This is a genomic window from Vibrio anguillarum (genome assembly GCF_001989995.2).
GTDB classification, from domain to species: Bacteria; Pseudomonadota; Gammaproteobacteria; order Enterobacterales; family Vibrionaceae; genus Vibrio; species Vibrio anguillarum.
This window is the reverse complement of sequence record NZ_JAHGUP010000067.1, coordinates 18,571-33,214: the sequence shown is the minus strand read 5'-3', so window position 1 is coordinate 33,214 and position 14,644 is coordinate 18,571. Positions and strand designations below refer to the sequence as shown.

Here is a 14,644-nt window from a genome sequence, read left to right as displayed (position 1 = left end):
CTGTTTAGCATGAGTTACCTCACTATCCATTATGAAAAAACTGCATGATAATTTCTGTAATTTGTTCTTTATGACCCAGATCAAATTATGTAGAATGTGCGCCATATTACGGTGACGAAAACGTTTGCTTTTGGTCGTTGTGTGGTTTTTTTGAAACTTTCAGTAAAATCTGAGTCAGGAGATACAGATGCTTAAGCGTGATATGAACATCGCAGATTACGATGCGGACCTGTTCGCAGCTATTCAAGAAGAGACTCTTCGTCAGGAAGAACACATTGAACTTATCGCTTCGGAAAACTACACAAGTCCACGTGTAATGGAAGCGCAAGGTTCACAGCTCACCAATAAATACGCTGAAGGTTACCCAGGTAAACGCTATTACGGTGGTTGTGAGTTTGTCGATAAAGTAGAAACACTGGCGATTGAACGTGCGTGTGAACTGTTTGGCGCAGACTATGCGAACGTGCAGCCGCATTCTGGCTCACAAGCAAACAACGCGGTTTATATGGCGTTGCTTAACGCAGGTGATACCGTATTAGGAATGAGCTTGGCACACGGTGGTCATTTGACTCACGGTTCTCCTGTCAACTTTTCCGGTAAGCTGTACAACATCATTCCTTATGGCATTGATGCAAAAGGTCAAATTAACTACGAAGAGATGGAAACATTAGCGGTTGAGCATCAGCCAAAAATGATCATCGGTGGCTTCTCTGCTTATTCACAAGTTTGCGACTGGAAAAGAATGCGTGAAATTGCTGATAAAGTGGGCGCTTACTTGTTCGTTGATATGGCGCATGTAGCTGGTTTGATTGCGGCGGGTGTTTACCCTAACCCTGTTCCTCATGCCCACGTAGTGACGACCACTACCCACAAAACATTGGCAGGTCCTCGTGGTGGCCTTATTCTTTCGAATGCAGGTGAAGACTTATATAAGAAGCTTAACTCAGCCGTATTCCCTGGTGGTCAAGGTGGTCCTTTAATGCACGTTATCGCAGGTAAAGCGGTCGCGTTTAAAGAAGCTCTAGAACCAGAGTTCAAAGAGTATCAAAAACGCGTAGTCGCCAATGCGAAAGCGATGGTGGCCGAGTTTTTGGCTCGTGGTTACAACATTGTTTCAGGTTCCACAGAAAATCACCTGTTCCTTGTCGATTTGATCGATAAAAATATTACAGGTAAAGATGCTGATGCGGCATTGGGTGCGGCTAACATTACAGTGAACAAAAACTCTGTACCGAATGATCCGCGTAGCCCATTTGTGACCTCTGGCATCCGCGTGGGTTCTCCATCAATTACTCGCCGTGGTTTTACTGAAGCTGATGCGAAAGCACTAGCTGGATGGATGTGCGATATTTTGGACAACATGGGTGATGAATCTGTTATTCAAGCAACGAAGGCAAAAGTGTTAGAAATTTGTAAGCGTTTGCCTGTATACGCGTAGTTTTACGCACAATAAAAAAGCTCCTAATATTTAGGAGCTTTTTTATTTGGTCATTATTTATTTTATTGAGCACCAATAAGAAGAGTGGCCTCTCGCTGTTGAATGTGCTCTGCAGAACTATTTTGCAATGCTGAGCAATGTGCCTGACTTACATTGAAAAGAGTAATATTTAGTGCTCTCGTTAAATTTGCCTAAACCTTCACCATCACAATACTCAATATTAATATTGCGCATAGTATCAAGTGTCTTTTCGCTATTTAAGGCAAACTTAGAGCCGTCAGCGCAGACAATACGAACGCGGCCATCATCACTCACAGAGTAAATGTTGACTTCAGTATTACAAAGCTCAAAGGAGGCTTCACGATAGTTATCTTGCTGAGTATTAGACGCACAACCGGCCATTAAAGTGGCTGTAACAAGTGCTAATGTACTGATCGTTTTCATATTAATAAATCCCTAGCTTTGTTATCTATTTTCTATGCCGTTAGACTATAGAACATAGAATCAATATTCAAGCTTCAATCATTAACTGAGCAGAGTCCCAAAAACCGATGAGTGAACATCGGCTTGATTGAACTTGTGCTGTGTGGTTATTTCACTTCTAGCCCTTTGGCTTGCATATCCGCATGATAGGAGGAACGTACGAACGGGCCACAGGCGGCGTGAGTAAATCCAAGCTCTAGTGCGATCTCTTTAAGTTCGTCAAATTCAGACGGTGGAACGTAGCGTTCAACTGGCAGGTGATGGCGACTCGGTGCTAAATATTGGCCAAGAGTAAGCATTGTGACGTCGTGAGCGCGAAGATCTTTCAATACTTCCACGATCTCTTCTTTTGTTTCACCAAGCCCCATCATGATGCCTGATTTGGTAGGGATATTTGGATGTTGTTGCTTGAATTTCTTCAACAGTTCCAGTGACCATTTATAGTTTGCCCCGGGACGCGCCTTACGATATAGACGTGGTGCGGTTTCTAAGTTGTGGTTAAACACATCCGGTGGGTTATCTTTGAGTAGTTCAAGGGCGATATCCATTCGGCCACGAAAATCCGGTACTAACGTTTCGATACGGATCTCTGGGTTTAATGCTCGAATTTCACGGTTACAGTCGGCAAAATGTTGGGCACCACCATCACGTAGGTCATCACGGTCAACTGAGGTGATAACCACGTATTTCAACTTCATATCCTTAATGGTTTGCGCCAGTTTTTGTGGTTCGTTTGTCTCTGGGGCATTTGGCCGTCCATGAGCAACGTCACAAAATGGGCACCGCCTTGTACAGATGGCGCCTAAAATCATAAAGGTGGCGGTTCCGTGGTTAAAGCATTCTGCTAGGTTAGGGCAAGACGCTTCTTCACACACCGAATGGAGATTATTTTTACGCATTGCCGATTTGATCTCTTGGATGCGTTGGCTATCACTCGGCAGCTTAATTTTCATCCACTCGGGCTTACGCAAAACTTCTTTTTGTTCGGCGGCTGGCATATTTTTTACAGGAATTAATGCCATCTTATCAGCGTCGCGGTATTTAACGCCTTTTTCCATTTGGATCGGTTTGCTCATGCTTTTTACCTTTGAAGAGGTGCTTCTGTGCTGAATTCTACTTGCTCGTAAGCCAATATGTTAACGAGTTCTATTATAAGTTGTTTTTCTACGGTTTGTAGTTCTGTCGGGCCGCCCAGTTCACTGACTTGGGCCATTTCTAAACCCTGATAGCCACAAGGGTTAATGCGTAGGAAAGGGGAGAGATCCATGTTGACGTTTAGCGCTAAACCATGAAACGAACAACCTTTACGGATCCGTAACCCAAGAGAGCAGATTTTTTTCCCTTTGACATAGACACCAGGGGCATCCGGTCTTGCGGCTGAGTCAATACGGTATGCTTGCAAGGTATTGATCACGATCTGTTCAATTTTGGTCACTAATTCTCTTACACCTAATTTTTTGCGGCGCAAATCGATCAAGAAATAAGCCACCAGTTGGCCTGGACCATGGTAGGTAACTTGGCCGCCTCGGTCACTTTGTACCACTGGAATATCGCCAGTATTGAGAAGATGCTCAGCTTTACCTGCTTGGCCTTGGGTAAAAACTGGTTGATGTTCGACAAGCCAAACCTGATCCGGTGTGCTTTCGGTTCTTGTATCGGTAAATTCATGCATAGCTTCCCATACAGGAAGGTATTCTTGGCGACCCAGACGTTTTACAACAAGCGAATTTAACATCAGCGTGACTCATCTACCGTATAAATAAAGTTTTTGGATTATAAACTTCTTCCAGCGAATGGACTACTAATGAGGACGATAAATTTGTCCTTAGTGTGATGGGGTATATGCTAGCTATATGATTTATATTAAAAAAGCAGCCTAAGCTGCTTTCAAAAAAAATTGAATAAATCAAAAAATGAGAGGCTAGGCATCTCAATCACGGTTTTTGGGCTACAGAACCATACGTACGATATCGATCTCGCCTAGCTCTTTGTACAGTATTTCAACTTGCTCGATAGAGGTGGCGGTAATGTTAATCGATAAGGAGTGATAAGTCCCTTTTGCACTGGGTTTAACTCGTGGGCTGTAATCACCTGGAGCGTGACGTTGGATAACTTCAAGAACCTTCTCTGGAAGTTCGGGCTTTGCGTGGCCCATCACCTTGTAGGTAAATGAACAAGGAAACTCGAGTAAGTCTTTGAGTTTTGCATCAGAGTTGATAGTCAGCATAATGGAAACTCCCGTTGATAATTCGATTAGCGGTGGCGAATACTACAGCGAATGTTGATGGAACTCAATAATCACAAAGCCGCGGTAAGGCGGCTTTGTTTTATCTTCTACAAGGGATATCAGAATAATCCTTTGAAAAGTAATACAATGTAGTCCCAAAGACGGCTAAATATGCTGCCTTCATCAACATTTTCTAATGCCAAAAGAGGGTATTCAGCCACGTCTTTGCCATCAAGCTGGTAGTAAAGCTTACCGACCACATCGCCTTGGCTTATTGGCGCTCTGAGCTCTTTTTCAAGAACAAAGCTTGCGCTGAGATCCTTCGCTTGACCGCGAGGGAGTGTAACGTAAGTATCTTCATTGACACCAAGCGCCACTTTATCCTTGTCACCCATCCAGATTTTTTCTTCGACGAATGTTTCACCTGCTTTGTGTGGCGCAACGGTTTCGAAGAATCTAAAGCCATAGCTCAGAAGTTTTTTACTTTCTGATTTACGAGCATTTTCATCTTTGGTCCCCATAACCACAGCAACGAGGCGCATTTTCCCTTCCGTTGCAGAGCTAACTAAACTGTACCCAGCATTACTCGTATGACCGGTTTTAATACCATCTACGTTCATACTTTTATCCCACAGCAAACCATTTCGGTTGTACTGGGTAATCCCGTTATAGGTATATTTCTGCTCTGAATAAATACGGTACTCGTTTGGTACATCACGAATCAACGCTTGACCTAGTAGCGCCATGTCATATGGAGTTGAATAGAGATTTGGGTTATCTAGACCGTGTACGTTAGCAAAGTGCGTATTGCTCATTTTTAGTGAACTTGCCCACGCATTCATTAGGTCAACAAAAGCGTCTTCTGAGCCAGCAATGTGTTCAGCCATCGCCACGCAAGCGTCATTACCAGACTGAATGATGATACCTTTGTTCAGTTCTTCTACGGTAACTGTAGTGCCGACTTCAATAAACATTTTAGAAGAGTCAGGGAAGTTTTTAGCCCACGCATTTTTACTGACCACCACTTTATCTTGTGGAGAGATATTGCCACGTTTAAGTTCTTGGCCAATCACGTAGCTGGTCATCATTTTCGTCAAACTTGCAGGTGAAAGTTTGGTGTTCATCTCTTTTTCTGCCAGCACTTTACCTGAATGGTAGTCCATCAACACATAGCCTTTAGCGGCAATCTGAGGAGCATCAGGTATCACGATAGGCGCAGAAAATACTGAGCTAGTAAAGGTTGCAGAAAGCGCAATAGAAGACGCTAGAATCGGTTTTAAGAATGTGTGTTTTTTCATGAGGAATGCAAATTATCTTATTAACTGTCCATATCTTAACAGAAACGACCTATCAAACCAGAGCTTGAATCAAGATCACTGGATTTGATAAGTCACTGAGTGACGGGTTGCGCTTTGATGAAGGCGGTCTCGTAACCGAGTAATTTAACTTTTTCTAGCGTTTGTTGAGTCAGGGCATCGTCATTAAATGGCCCTAAAAATACGCGATGACTGCCATTCACACTGTCTACAAAGCTTTCAACCGTCAATGTTTGACTCAATTGTTCGGATAAAGTTCGTATTCTTTGCTCTGATTTTGCAGAGGCAACTTGGATGAGATATTGAACCTTCTTTTTCTGTGGTGACGTCGTGATGGGTTTATCGATGGTGATGACTTCGATAGCCACATTCGCAGTCCCGGTTTGAACTACACCCAATTTGTAAGCGGCAGCGTAACTTAAATCAATAATTCGTCCCTCATGAAAGGGACCGCGATCGTTTACCCGAACGATCGCGGTTTTTTTGTTATCTAAATTCGTTACTTTAACGTAGCTGGGTAACGGCAACGTTTTATGGGCGGCCGTCATCGAATACATGTCGTAGATTTCACCGTTGGATGTCAGATGTCCATGAAACTTTTTTCCATACCACGAGGCTTGGCCTTTCTCTGTAAATCCTTTGGCCTCTTTGACAATGGTGTAGTTTATGCCTCTCAAAGTGTAATTCTTGTTGCCGCCCAAACTATAGGGTTCGTATTGCGGATGTGCATCTTCAATATGCTCAACCGAGAGTGGCGTGTTAGGGGCCACGTCGTCTGTTATTGAATAGCGGCTTGAAGAGCTACAACCGATGAGAAATAGACTCGTTAATATAAAGATAAATAGGGATTTTCTCATGCTTAGGTTGCCTTAGAAAATGCTTTTCGGTGAGTGTGGATAGACATCAGTATGCCAAAGCCAGCCATGAGAGTGACCATGGATGTGCCACCATAGCTGATGAGAGCCAAGGGAACACCAACCACGGGTAAAATACCACTGACCATACCTATATTTACAAAAACGTAAACAAAGAAGCTGAGTACAATACTTCCAGCCATCATTCGCCCCAAAGCCGTTTGTGCGTTGCTCGCGAGGTATAGACCACGTCCGATGATAAAGAGATAAATAGCGAGTAAACACAAGATGCCAATCATGCCCCACTCTTCAGCAATGACGGCAAAAATGAAGTCGGTGTGCCGCTCAGGTAAGAATTCAAGTTGCGACTGTGTGCCGTGTAGCCATCCTTTTCCTGACAACCCACCAGACCCAATGGCTATTTTACTCTGAATGATATGATAACCTGCACCGAGTGGATCGGATTCCGGATTGAAAAGTGTTCTGACTCGGGTTTTTTGATATTCACGCATCAGAAAGAACCAAAGCACAGGTATGAAGCCACCCAAAGCCACGGCGGCAGAAAAAATGATTCGCCAGCTTATTCCAGATAAGAAAATGACAAAAATGCCGGAGGCTGCAATCAATATTGAAGTGCCAAGATCGGGCTGCTTCGCGATTAGCACGGTAGGGATAAACACCATTAACAGCGAAACGACTAGGGTTTTAAAGGTGGGTGGAAGAGAACGTTTCCCTATGTAGCGAGCGACCATGAGAGGCACTGCGAGTTTAAGCAATTCTGAGGGCTGAAAACGAACAAAGCCTAAATTTAACCAGCGCTGAGCTCCCTTGGACGATTCGCCAAAAAACAGCACGCCGAGCAACAGCAGTACGCCACAGAAAAACATAAAGGGTGCAAGAGACTCATAAGTTCTTGGGGAAATTTGAGCAAGAAAGATCATCACACCAAGAGCCAGTACCATGCGCATGGCTTGGCGATCCATCATAGTTAAGCTCTGACCGCTGGCGCTGTACATCACGACCAGCCCAAACCCCATCAATAACAAAATACCCAGCAGTAATGGCAAGTCGATGTGCAAGCGCTCAAAAAGCGCTCGATTTTGTCCTGTTGAAGGATCCAGTTCCATTATTTTTCAGCCTCTTTACCTAGAATGGCGCGGTCAAATATTTTCCTAACAACGGGTCCACCATTGCCAGAACCTCCCCCTGCGTTTTCGAGTACCAGAGTGACAATAAGCTGCGGGTCATCTACAGGTGCAAAGCCTGTGAATAGGGCATGGTCACGGAGGTGTTCGGCTAATTCATCGGCCTTATACACTTGGTTTTCTGCCAAGCCAAACACTTGCGCAGTTCCAGATTTTCCAGCGCTGACATATTTCATATTGGTAAATGAACGCCGTGCGGTTCCTTTTTTGCCGTGGTTTACAAGACGCATGCCATTGATTGCGATGTCCCAATAGCGTTTCTGCACCCCTTCGATCGGTGGCGAAGTTTCTAATTCTGAAAGCTCTTGCCTGCTAAACTCTTCACCATTTTTGAGCGTCGAACGCAATAAATGCGGCGCAATCACTTTGCCGTGATTAACCAGCACGGAAGTCGCTTTGGCAATTTGCATCGGTGTTGATGTCCAATACCCTTGGCCAATGCCGACCGGAATCGTATCACCTTGATACCAAGGGGTTCGGTGACGTGCCATTTTCCATTCACGCGTTGGCATGTTCGCTTTGCCTTCTTCATAAATGTCTAAACCTGTATAGTCACCAAAGCCAAATTTCATCATCCAACTAGAGAGACGATCAATACCCAAGTCGTAGGCGATTTGGTAAAAGAAGGTATCGACAGACTCTTCGAGCGCCTTATTAATGTCCACTCGACCATGCCCCCAGCGCAACCAGTCTCGGAAGGGCCGCGTTTTGGAGTTTGGTATCACCCAATAACCAGGATCATTACGTGTTGTTGTTGGGGTTATAACCCCTTCTTGAAGTGCAGCGACGGCAATAAAAGGTTTAATCGTTGAGCCGGGAGGGTAAATACCAAGTGTCGCTCGATTGACTAACGGGCGGTCTGGGTCATTGAGAAGTTCGTTGTAGGCGGCGCTAGAAATACCATGTACGAATGGGTTTGGATCGTAGCTTGGACTTGATGCCATGGTAAGGACACCGTTATCTTTTGGATCGAGCACCACAATTGAACCTCGACGGCCATCCAACAACTTGTGCACATAAAGCTGCAGATCAATGTCCAAGCTTAATACAATGTCTTTCCCTGCCACGGGAGGGACGTATTTTAAGGTGCGAATGATGCGTCCTCGGCTATTGACCTCAACTTCTTGGTAGCCAGCCGTGCCGTGCAGCACATCCTCATAAAAGCGTTCAATCCCCAGTTTGCCAATATCACGAGTGGCTTGGTAATTGGCTGAGCGCTCTTCGCGTTCTAGACGTTCCATATCTCGGTCATTGATTCTGGATACATAACCGATAACATGAGTGAGAACTTCACCATAGGGGTAGTAGCGCTTTAAGCTTGCGCTTACTGATACACCGGGAAACTTGTGCTGATTGACCGAAAAAATAGCCACTTCTTCCGGTGTTAACTGTGTCAAAAGCGGCACTGAATTAAACCGGCGTGTCTGACGACGCTCTTTTTCAAAGGTGGCAATTTTTTCTGGTGATATGGTCAGGTATTGCTGTAAGCGCGTGATCGTATCATCCATATCGCGCACTTGCTCAGGTGTGATCTCTAAGTTGAATACTGGGCGGTTTTCCGCTAGTAGCACACCATTGCGGTCATAAATTAACCCTCGATTAGGCGCAATCGGGACGATTTTGATTCGGTTATCGTTGGATCGCGTTTTGTAATCTTGATATTGGTTAATTTGAATATGGTACAAATTGGTAAGCAGAACGCCCACCAGCATGATGATCGCAATAAAAGAGACAATTGCTCGGTTGCGAAACAGCCGAGCTTCTGATTGGTAGTCACGAATTTGGCTACGCTTACGTAACATGAATAGTTATTCTCGGTGATAAGGGTGATTAGCCGTAATACTCCAAGCGCGGTACAAACTCTCTGCCATGACCACTCGAACCAAAGGGTGAGGAAGTGTCAACGGCGAAAGCGACCAGCTCTGCTCTGCGGCGGCTTTGCATGCAGGAGAAAGCCCTTCAGGGCCACCAATTAAAATTGATACATCACGGGCATCGAGCTTCCAACTTTCAAGTTGTTCCGCTAGTTGTTCGGTATCCCAACGCTTACCTGGAATATCGAGAGTAACAATTCGATTGCTTTTTGGCACGGCCGCGAGCATAGCTTCGCCTTCTTTTTGCAAAATTCTTGCAATATCCGCATTTTTGCCACGTTTGCCCGCTTGTATCTCCACTAATTCAAGCGGCATATCGTGTGGAAAACGTCGGCGGTACTCTTGAAAGCCTTCTTCTACCCATTTCGGCATTTTGGTACCAACGGCAATCAACTGAATTTTCAAAACTTAACTCCAAAGTTTTTCAAGCTGGTACAGATCACGGTGCTCTTCTTGCATAACATGCAACATGCTGCTGCCCATGTCTAGCACGACCCATTCACCTTCACTTTCGCCATCCATACCCAGTGGTTCCATGCCCACTTTTTTGACTTCAGTTGCGACATGTTCGGCAATCGAGGTTACATGTCGTTTTGATGTGCCTGTGCAAATGATCATGTAATCGGTGATGCTAGATTTTCCCTTAACATCTAAGGTTTTGATATCAATGGCTTTCATATCGTCGGCTTTATCGGCAAGAAAGTCTTTCAATTCGTGGTGTTGCAAGCGTCATCTCCTTTAAAAATTGGTCTGGTTACTGACAAAATGGCGCGGAGTATAACACGCCTTCAAGCCAACTTTGATACAACGGACTGTGGCAAGCAAAATTCAACACTGGTTTGCTGCAATATTGGCCAAGTTGAGGTTTCATACTGAGTTTTAGTTACTCTTTCGGCTTGGGTGAGTAATGCAATCAGCTGTTTGAGTTTATCTCTCGATAGTCTTTTTAAGCTTGCCGCGTACCAAGGTCGCTTGGATTGCCAAATTCGGTACTTATCAAAGATTGAGCCAATCGGCATCTGGGTTAAATCTTGATGCATTTGCAGCAGCAGTAGCAGCTCTTTTTGTAGGCTACGTATCAGAATCACAGGCTCAGTGCCTTCGGTAATGAGCTGGCGTAAAATACGTTGTGACCGATTCGCTTGCCCTTCGAGCAGCGCATCGACCCAGTGAAAGACAGTGAAGTGGTTATGTCGGCTTAATGACTCTTCTAAGCGGATCAGCGTCAGTAAGCCATCTGGATAGAGTAGCGCGAGTTTTTCTAAGCTTTGAGATAGTGCGAACAGATTGCCTTCATGCCATTGCGCCAGCATCTGCACTGCTTCTTGATCAGGTTTTAGCCCCAATGTGCGGCAGCGCATCATGACAAATTGTGGCAGTTTGCTGATGTCCGGGGTTAAGCAACTCACCCAACATCCTAGGCTTGAGAGTGTCTTAAACCATTTAGTGCTTTCTTGTGCTTTGGTCAATTTCTCACCGATGATCACAAGTAGTACGTCAGGATGAAGCGATTGACCTAGGGCGACGAGCTCTTTTGCTGTTGCCGCATTTGCACCAGTTTCAGGTAATTCAATTTCAATGATTTTTTTGCTGGAAAATAAACTTAAAGCTTGGCAGCAGTCATAGACTTGATCCCAGTTTAAATGGGCATCAGCACTGAAACGATGGCGTTCTTCAAATCCTTGTTCTAATGCTTTTTTCTCTATCGCCACGCGTGATTCTTGCAGCAATAGCGGTTCGTTGCCAAACAGTAAGTAAAGCCCCATCAAGGGCTTGTTTAAGTGATCGGCCAGCTTGTCAGCAAATATTCTCATTACTCGCCTTTAGTTTGTCGCAGGAGCCGTGAATTGTGACGGTTCACTTTCCACGGTGTTTATCTCATAGGCCTGCTGGTCTGTTCGCTGCTGTTCATTTTCTTGTTGTTCAAGTTGATGTTCATTCGCTGCAATATCGGCTTTTAGACGTGCCATTTGGCGTAAAATTTGAGTTGCGGCTAGTTTGCGCATCTCATCTTCAATCATGTCTCGCTCTACCGATTTAGCGAGAGCAGTCAATGGGTTATCAAGATAGCTACGAGTCACACTGGTTGAAAACGTTTTTATCCCCACTTCAGGTAGGGTGACGCTATAGGAGGCGTTGAACGTCAATTCCAATTCAGCAGCACGAGTATTTTGATAAAGCGAAAGCGTCCGTTCACCAACACTCTCGCCTATGAGATAGATGTTTGGCACCGTTTCGGCAGGGGGAACAATTTCAATGTCACTCATTCGTAATTGATTTTTTACCATGCGAGTGAAGGTACTGTATTGATCGTAGCTGGTGACAGAGACACGATTGAGCTCTTCAGGAACGGAGTAATCACCACGCAGATGAAAGCCGCAAGCGGAGAGTAGGCTGCTCATAATAACAATTAACGATAATTTCAGAGAGTAAGACGAAATTTGGCGCATTGGGGTTAAGTTCTCATATATTTAGGTGACTTATCTTAGCGCTCTATAGCTCTGTGGGTAAGAACGCTAAGATAAATCAACAGGGTAGCGAGCTACCCTGTTGATAAACCAGTTATTACGACATTAGGCTGCGATATTAGTTCGCAACGATGTTCAGTAACTTACCTGGTACATAGATAACTTTACGCACGGTTAAGCCATCCGTAAATTTCATGACGTTCTCGTCCGCTAAACCGAGTGCTTCAACCTGATCTTTACTTGCATCAGCGGCTACGGTCAGCTTACCACGAAGTTTTCCGTTAACTTGTAGGACGATCAGTTTTTCATCTTCCACTAGGGCGGATTCGTCGTAGGTCGGCCACACGGTATTATCTACATCACTCTCACCCAGTGCATTCCACAGTTCAAAGCTGATATGAGGAGTGATTGGGTAAAGCATGCTGACAACCGCTTTTAAAGCCTCGTCGAGAATGGCCCGATCTTGCACGGATTCTTGTGACGCTTTAGTGAGTTTATTCATCAACTCCATAATCGCAGCAATGGCGGTATTGAACGTCTGGCGGCGTGCAATATCGTCAGTCACTTTGGCGATGGTTTTATGCACATCACGACGCAGCGCTTTTTGTTCACCAGTAAGAGAGGCGCTATCTACCGCTTCAGCCACACCTTTAGCGCTATGTTCTGCAACCAGTTTCCAGACGCGTTTTAGGAAGCGGTTAGCACCTTCTACACCAGACTCTTGCCATTCAAGCGTCATGTCAGCCGGAGAGGCAAACATCATGAATAGACGAACCGTATCGGCGCCATACTTATCAACCATCTCTTGCGGGTCGATACCGTTGTTTTTCGACTTAGACATTTTGATCATGCCTGAGTGCTCAACGTTGCGGCCTTGGTTGTCTACGGCTTGAGTGATGCGGCCTTTACCGTCGCGTTCCACTTTTACGTCAGTTGGCGCTACCCACTCTTTGGTGCCTTTCTCGTTCGTGTGGTAGAACGCATCAGCCAATACCATGCCTTGGCAAAGTAGTTGCTTGAAAGGTTCATCTGAAGTGACATAGCCTGCATCACGCAATAGCTTATGGAAGAAGCGTGAGTAGAGCAGGTGCATACAAGCATGCTCAATACCACCGATGTATTGGTCTACTGGTAACCAGTAGTTTGCCTTCGCTGGGTCTAAAATATCGTCCGCTTGTGGTGAACAGTAACGAGCGTAATACCAAGACGACTCCATAAACGTATCGAAGGTATCGGTTTCACGTAGTGCAGGCTCGCCATTAAAGGTGGTTTTGGCCCACTCTTTGTCGGCTTTGATTGGGCTAGTTACACCATCCATCACAACATCTTCTGGTAGAATGACGGGCAGTTGATCAATTGGCACTGGGTGAACTTGGCCATCTTCAGTGGTCACCATAGGAATCGGCGCGCCCCAGTAACGTTGGCGAGAAACCCCCCAGTCACGTAGACGGAAATTAACGGTTTTCTTGCCTTTACCTTCAGCCTCCAGCTTGGCTGCAATAGCATCAAATGCTGCTTGGAAGGCTAAACCATCAAATTCGCCAGAACCAAACAGGACTCCTTTTTCAGTGTACGCAGCGCTAGACACATCGACTTCAGAGCCATCTTCTGGTTTGATGACTGGAATGATGTCTAGGCCATATTTGGTGGCGAACTCAAAATCACGTTGGTCATGAGCAGGTACGGCCATCACCGCGCCTGTACCGTAATCCATCAGCACAAAGTTGGCGATATAAATAGGCACTTCACGACCATTTAAAGGATGAATGGCCGTTAGGCCCGTATCCATGCCTTTCTTTTCCATGGTCGCCAGTTCAGCTTCTGCAACTTTGGTGTTCTTACATTCGTCAATAAAAGAAGCTAAAGCAGGGTTATTTTGCGCTGCAATGGTCGCTAATGGATGACCAGCCGCAATGCCCACATAAGTGACACCCATCAAGGTATCAGGGCGAGTGGTATAGACGTCGAGATCTGAATGACCGTTGACACCAAACTTGAGCTCTACGCCTTCTGAGCGACCAATCCAGTTACGCTGCATGGTTTTGACCATTTCAGGCCAACCTTCTAAGTTCTCTAAATCGTCCAACAGTTCTTGTGCGTACGCGGTGATCTTAATAAACCATTGTGGGATCTCTTTTTGTTCTACTGGTGTATCACAACGCCAGCAGCAGCCATCTTCAACTTGCTCGTTAGCGAGAACGGTTTGGTCGTTTGGACACCAGTTAACGGAAGAGGTTTTCTTGTAGACTAAGCCTTTTTGATACAGCTTAGTGAAGAACTCTTGTTCCCAGCGGTAATATTCTGGCGTGCAAGTGGCGAATTCACGGCTCCAATCGTAGCCAAAACCCAGCAGTTTTAACTGGTTTTTCATGTACTGAATGTTTTCGTAGGTCCAAGGCGCTGGTGCCGTTTTGTTTTTTACAGCCGCATTTTCAGCGGGTAGGCCAAATGCGTCCCAACCAATGGGTTGCATGACGTTCTTGCCTTGCAGACGTTGAAAACGAGAGACTACATCACCGATAGTATAGTTACGCACGTGACCCATGTGCAGTCGGCCACTTGGGTATGGGAACATAGAAAGACAGTAGAATTTTTCTTTATTTGGGTCTTCACTTACAACAAAGGTCTTGTTGTCATCCCAGTGCTGTTGAACTTTTTGTTCAATATCTTGCGGGTTATATTGCTCTTGCATCGATGATATCCGGTTATCTTGGAATTTGTGAGTTCGGTTAGAACAGAGTCTAATAGATCGACATAGAATACCTAAAGCAGGGTTACA

At 45.2% G+C, this 14,644-nt stretch carries 14 protein-coding genes; 1 reads left to right on the top strand and 13 read right to left on the bottom strand.

The features are described 5' to 3' along the window. Positions 1-187: 187 nt before the first annotated feature. Positions 188-1,438: a serine hydroxymethyltransferase gene (glyA, locus tag PL85_RS14545; protein WP_088728718.1), complete on the top strand. Its 1,251-nt coding sequence runs from the start codon at positions 188-190 to the stop codon at positions 1,436-1,438. 117 nt (positions 1,439-1,555) lie between these two features. Here glyA and PL85_RS14540 read toward each other — a convergent pair whose 3' ends face one another. The 13 genes from PL85_RS14540 to leuS form a co-directional block, all read right to left on the bottom strand. Continuing rightward, the gene (locus PL85_RS14540) at positions 1,556-1,882 is read right to left on the bottom strand and encodes a hypothetical protein (RefSeq protein ID WP_013857344.1); all 327 of its coding nucleotides are present in this window, start codon (positions 1,880-1,882) and stop codon (positions 1,556-1,558) included. 146 nt (positions 1,883-2,028) lie between these two features. Beyond that, on the bottom strand, positions 2,029-2,997 hold the full coding sequence (gene lipA, locus PL85_RS14535) for a lipoyl synthase (protein WP_088728719.1): 969 nt from the start codon (positions 2,995-2,997) through the stop codon (positions 2,029-2,031). A gap of 5 nt (positions 2,998-3,002) precedes the next feature. Beyond that, positions 3,003-3,656 carry a lipoyl(octanoyl) transferase LipB gene (gene lipB / locus PL85_RS14530; RefSeq protein WP_017043433.1) on the bottom strand — a complete coding sequence of 218 codons (654 nt, stop codon included), beginning with the start codon at positions 3,654-3,656 and terminating at the stop codon, positions 3,003-3,005. A 213-nt stretch (positions 3,657-3,869) separates the two neighbouring features. After that, a complete protein-coding gene (gene ybeD, locus PL85_RS14525; protein WP_010317329.1) occupies positions 3,870-4,148 on the bottom strand; it encodes a DUF493 family protein YbeD in 279 nt (92 codons plus the stop codon). A 119-nt stretch (positions 4,149-4,267) separates the two neighbouring features. Next, positions 4,268-5,446, bottom strand: a complete 1,179-nt coding sequence (locus tag PL85_RS14520) for a serine hydrolase (RefSeq protein WP_088728720.1) — start codon at positions 5,444-5,446, stop codon at positions 4,268-4,270. A 92-nt stretch (positions 5,447-5,538) separates the two neighbouring features. Continuing rightward, positions 5,539-6,321, bottom strand: coding sequence for a septal ring lytic transglycosylase RlpA family protein (locus PL85_RS14515; RefSeq protein WP_088728721.1), 783 nt, complete (start codon positions 6,319-6,321; stop codon positions 5,539-5,541). 2 nt (positions 6,322-6,323) lie between these two features. Further along, positions 6,324-7,445, bottom strand: a complete 1,122-nt coding sequence (gene rodA, locus PL85_RS14510) for a rod shape-determining protein RodA (protein ID WP_115339623.1) — start codon at positions 7,443-7,445, stop codon at positions 6,324-6,326. Then, on the bottom strand, positions 7,445-9,325 hold the full coding sequence (gene mrdA / locus PL85_RS14505) for a penicillin-binding protein 2 (RefSeq protein WP_019282595.1): 1,881 nt from the start codon (positions 9,323-9,325) through the stop codon (positions 7,445-7,447). The genes rodA and mrdA overlap by 1 nt, the downstream gene beginning before the upstream one ends. A gap of 6 nt (positions 9,326-9,331) precedes the next feature. Continuing rightward, positions 9,332-9,802, bottom strand: a complete 471-nt coding sequence (gene rlmH, locus PL85_RS14500; protein ID WP_013857336.1) for a 23S rRNA (pseudouridine(1915)-N(3))-methyltransferase RlmH — start codon at positions 9,800-9,802, stop codon at positions 9,332-9,334. Positions 9,803-9,805: 3 nt separating this feature from the next. Beyond that, positions 9,806-10,123, bottom strand: a complete 318-nt coding sequence (gene rsfS, locus PL85_RS14495; protein ID WP_019282596.1) for a ribosome silencing factor — start codon at positions 10,121-10,123, stop codon at positions 9,806-9,808. 62 nt (positions 10,124-10,185) lie between these two features. Then, entirely contained in the window at positions 10,186-11,211 is a 1,026-nt protein-coding gene (gene holA / locus PL85_RS14490; protein WP_069211920.1) for a DNA polymerase III subunit delta, read from the bottom strand. A 9-nt stretch (positions 11,212-11,220) separates the two neighbouring features. Further along, entirely contained in the window at positions 11,221-11,847 is a 627-nt protein-coding gene (locus PL85_RS14485) for an LPS-assembly lipoprotein LptE (protein ID WP_081245220.1), read from the bottom strand. A 136-nt stretch (positions 11,848-11,983) separates the two neighbouring features. Next, positions 11,984-14,557 (bottom strand): leucine--tRNA ligase, encoded by a 2,574-nt coding sequence (leuS, locus tag PL85_RS14480; RefSeq protein ID WP_026028474.1) that lies wholly within the window; start codon positions 14,555-14,557, stop codon positions 11,984-11,986. Between the last annotated feature and the right edge of the window lie 87 nt (positions 14,558-14,644).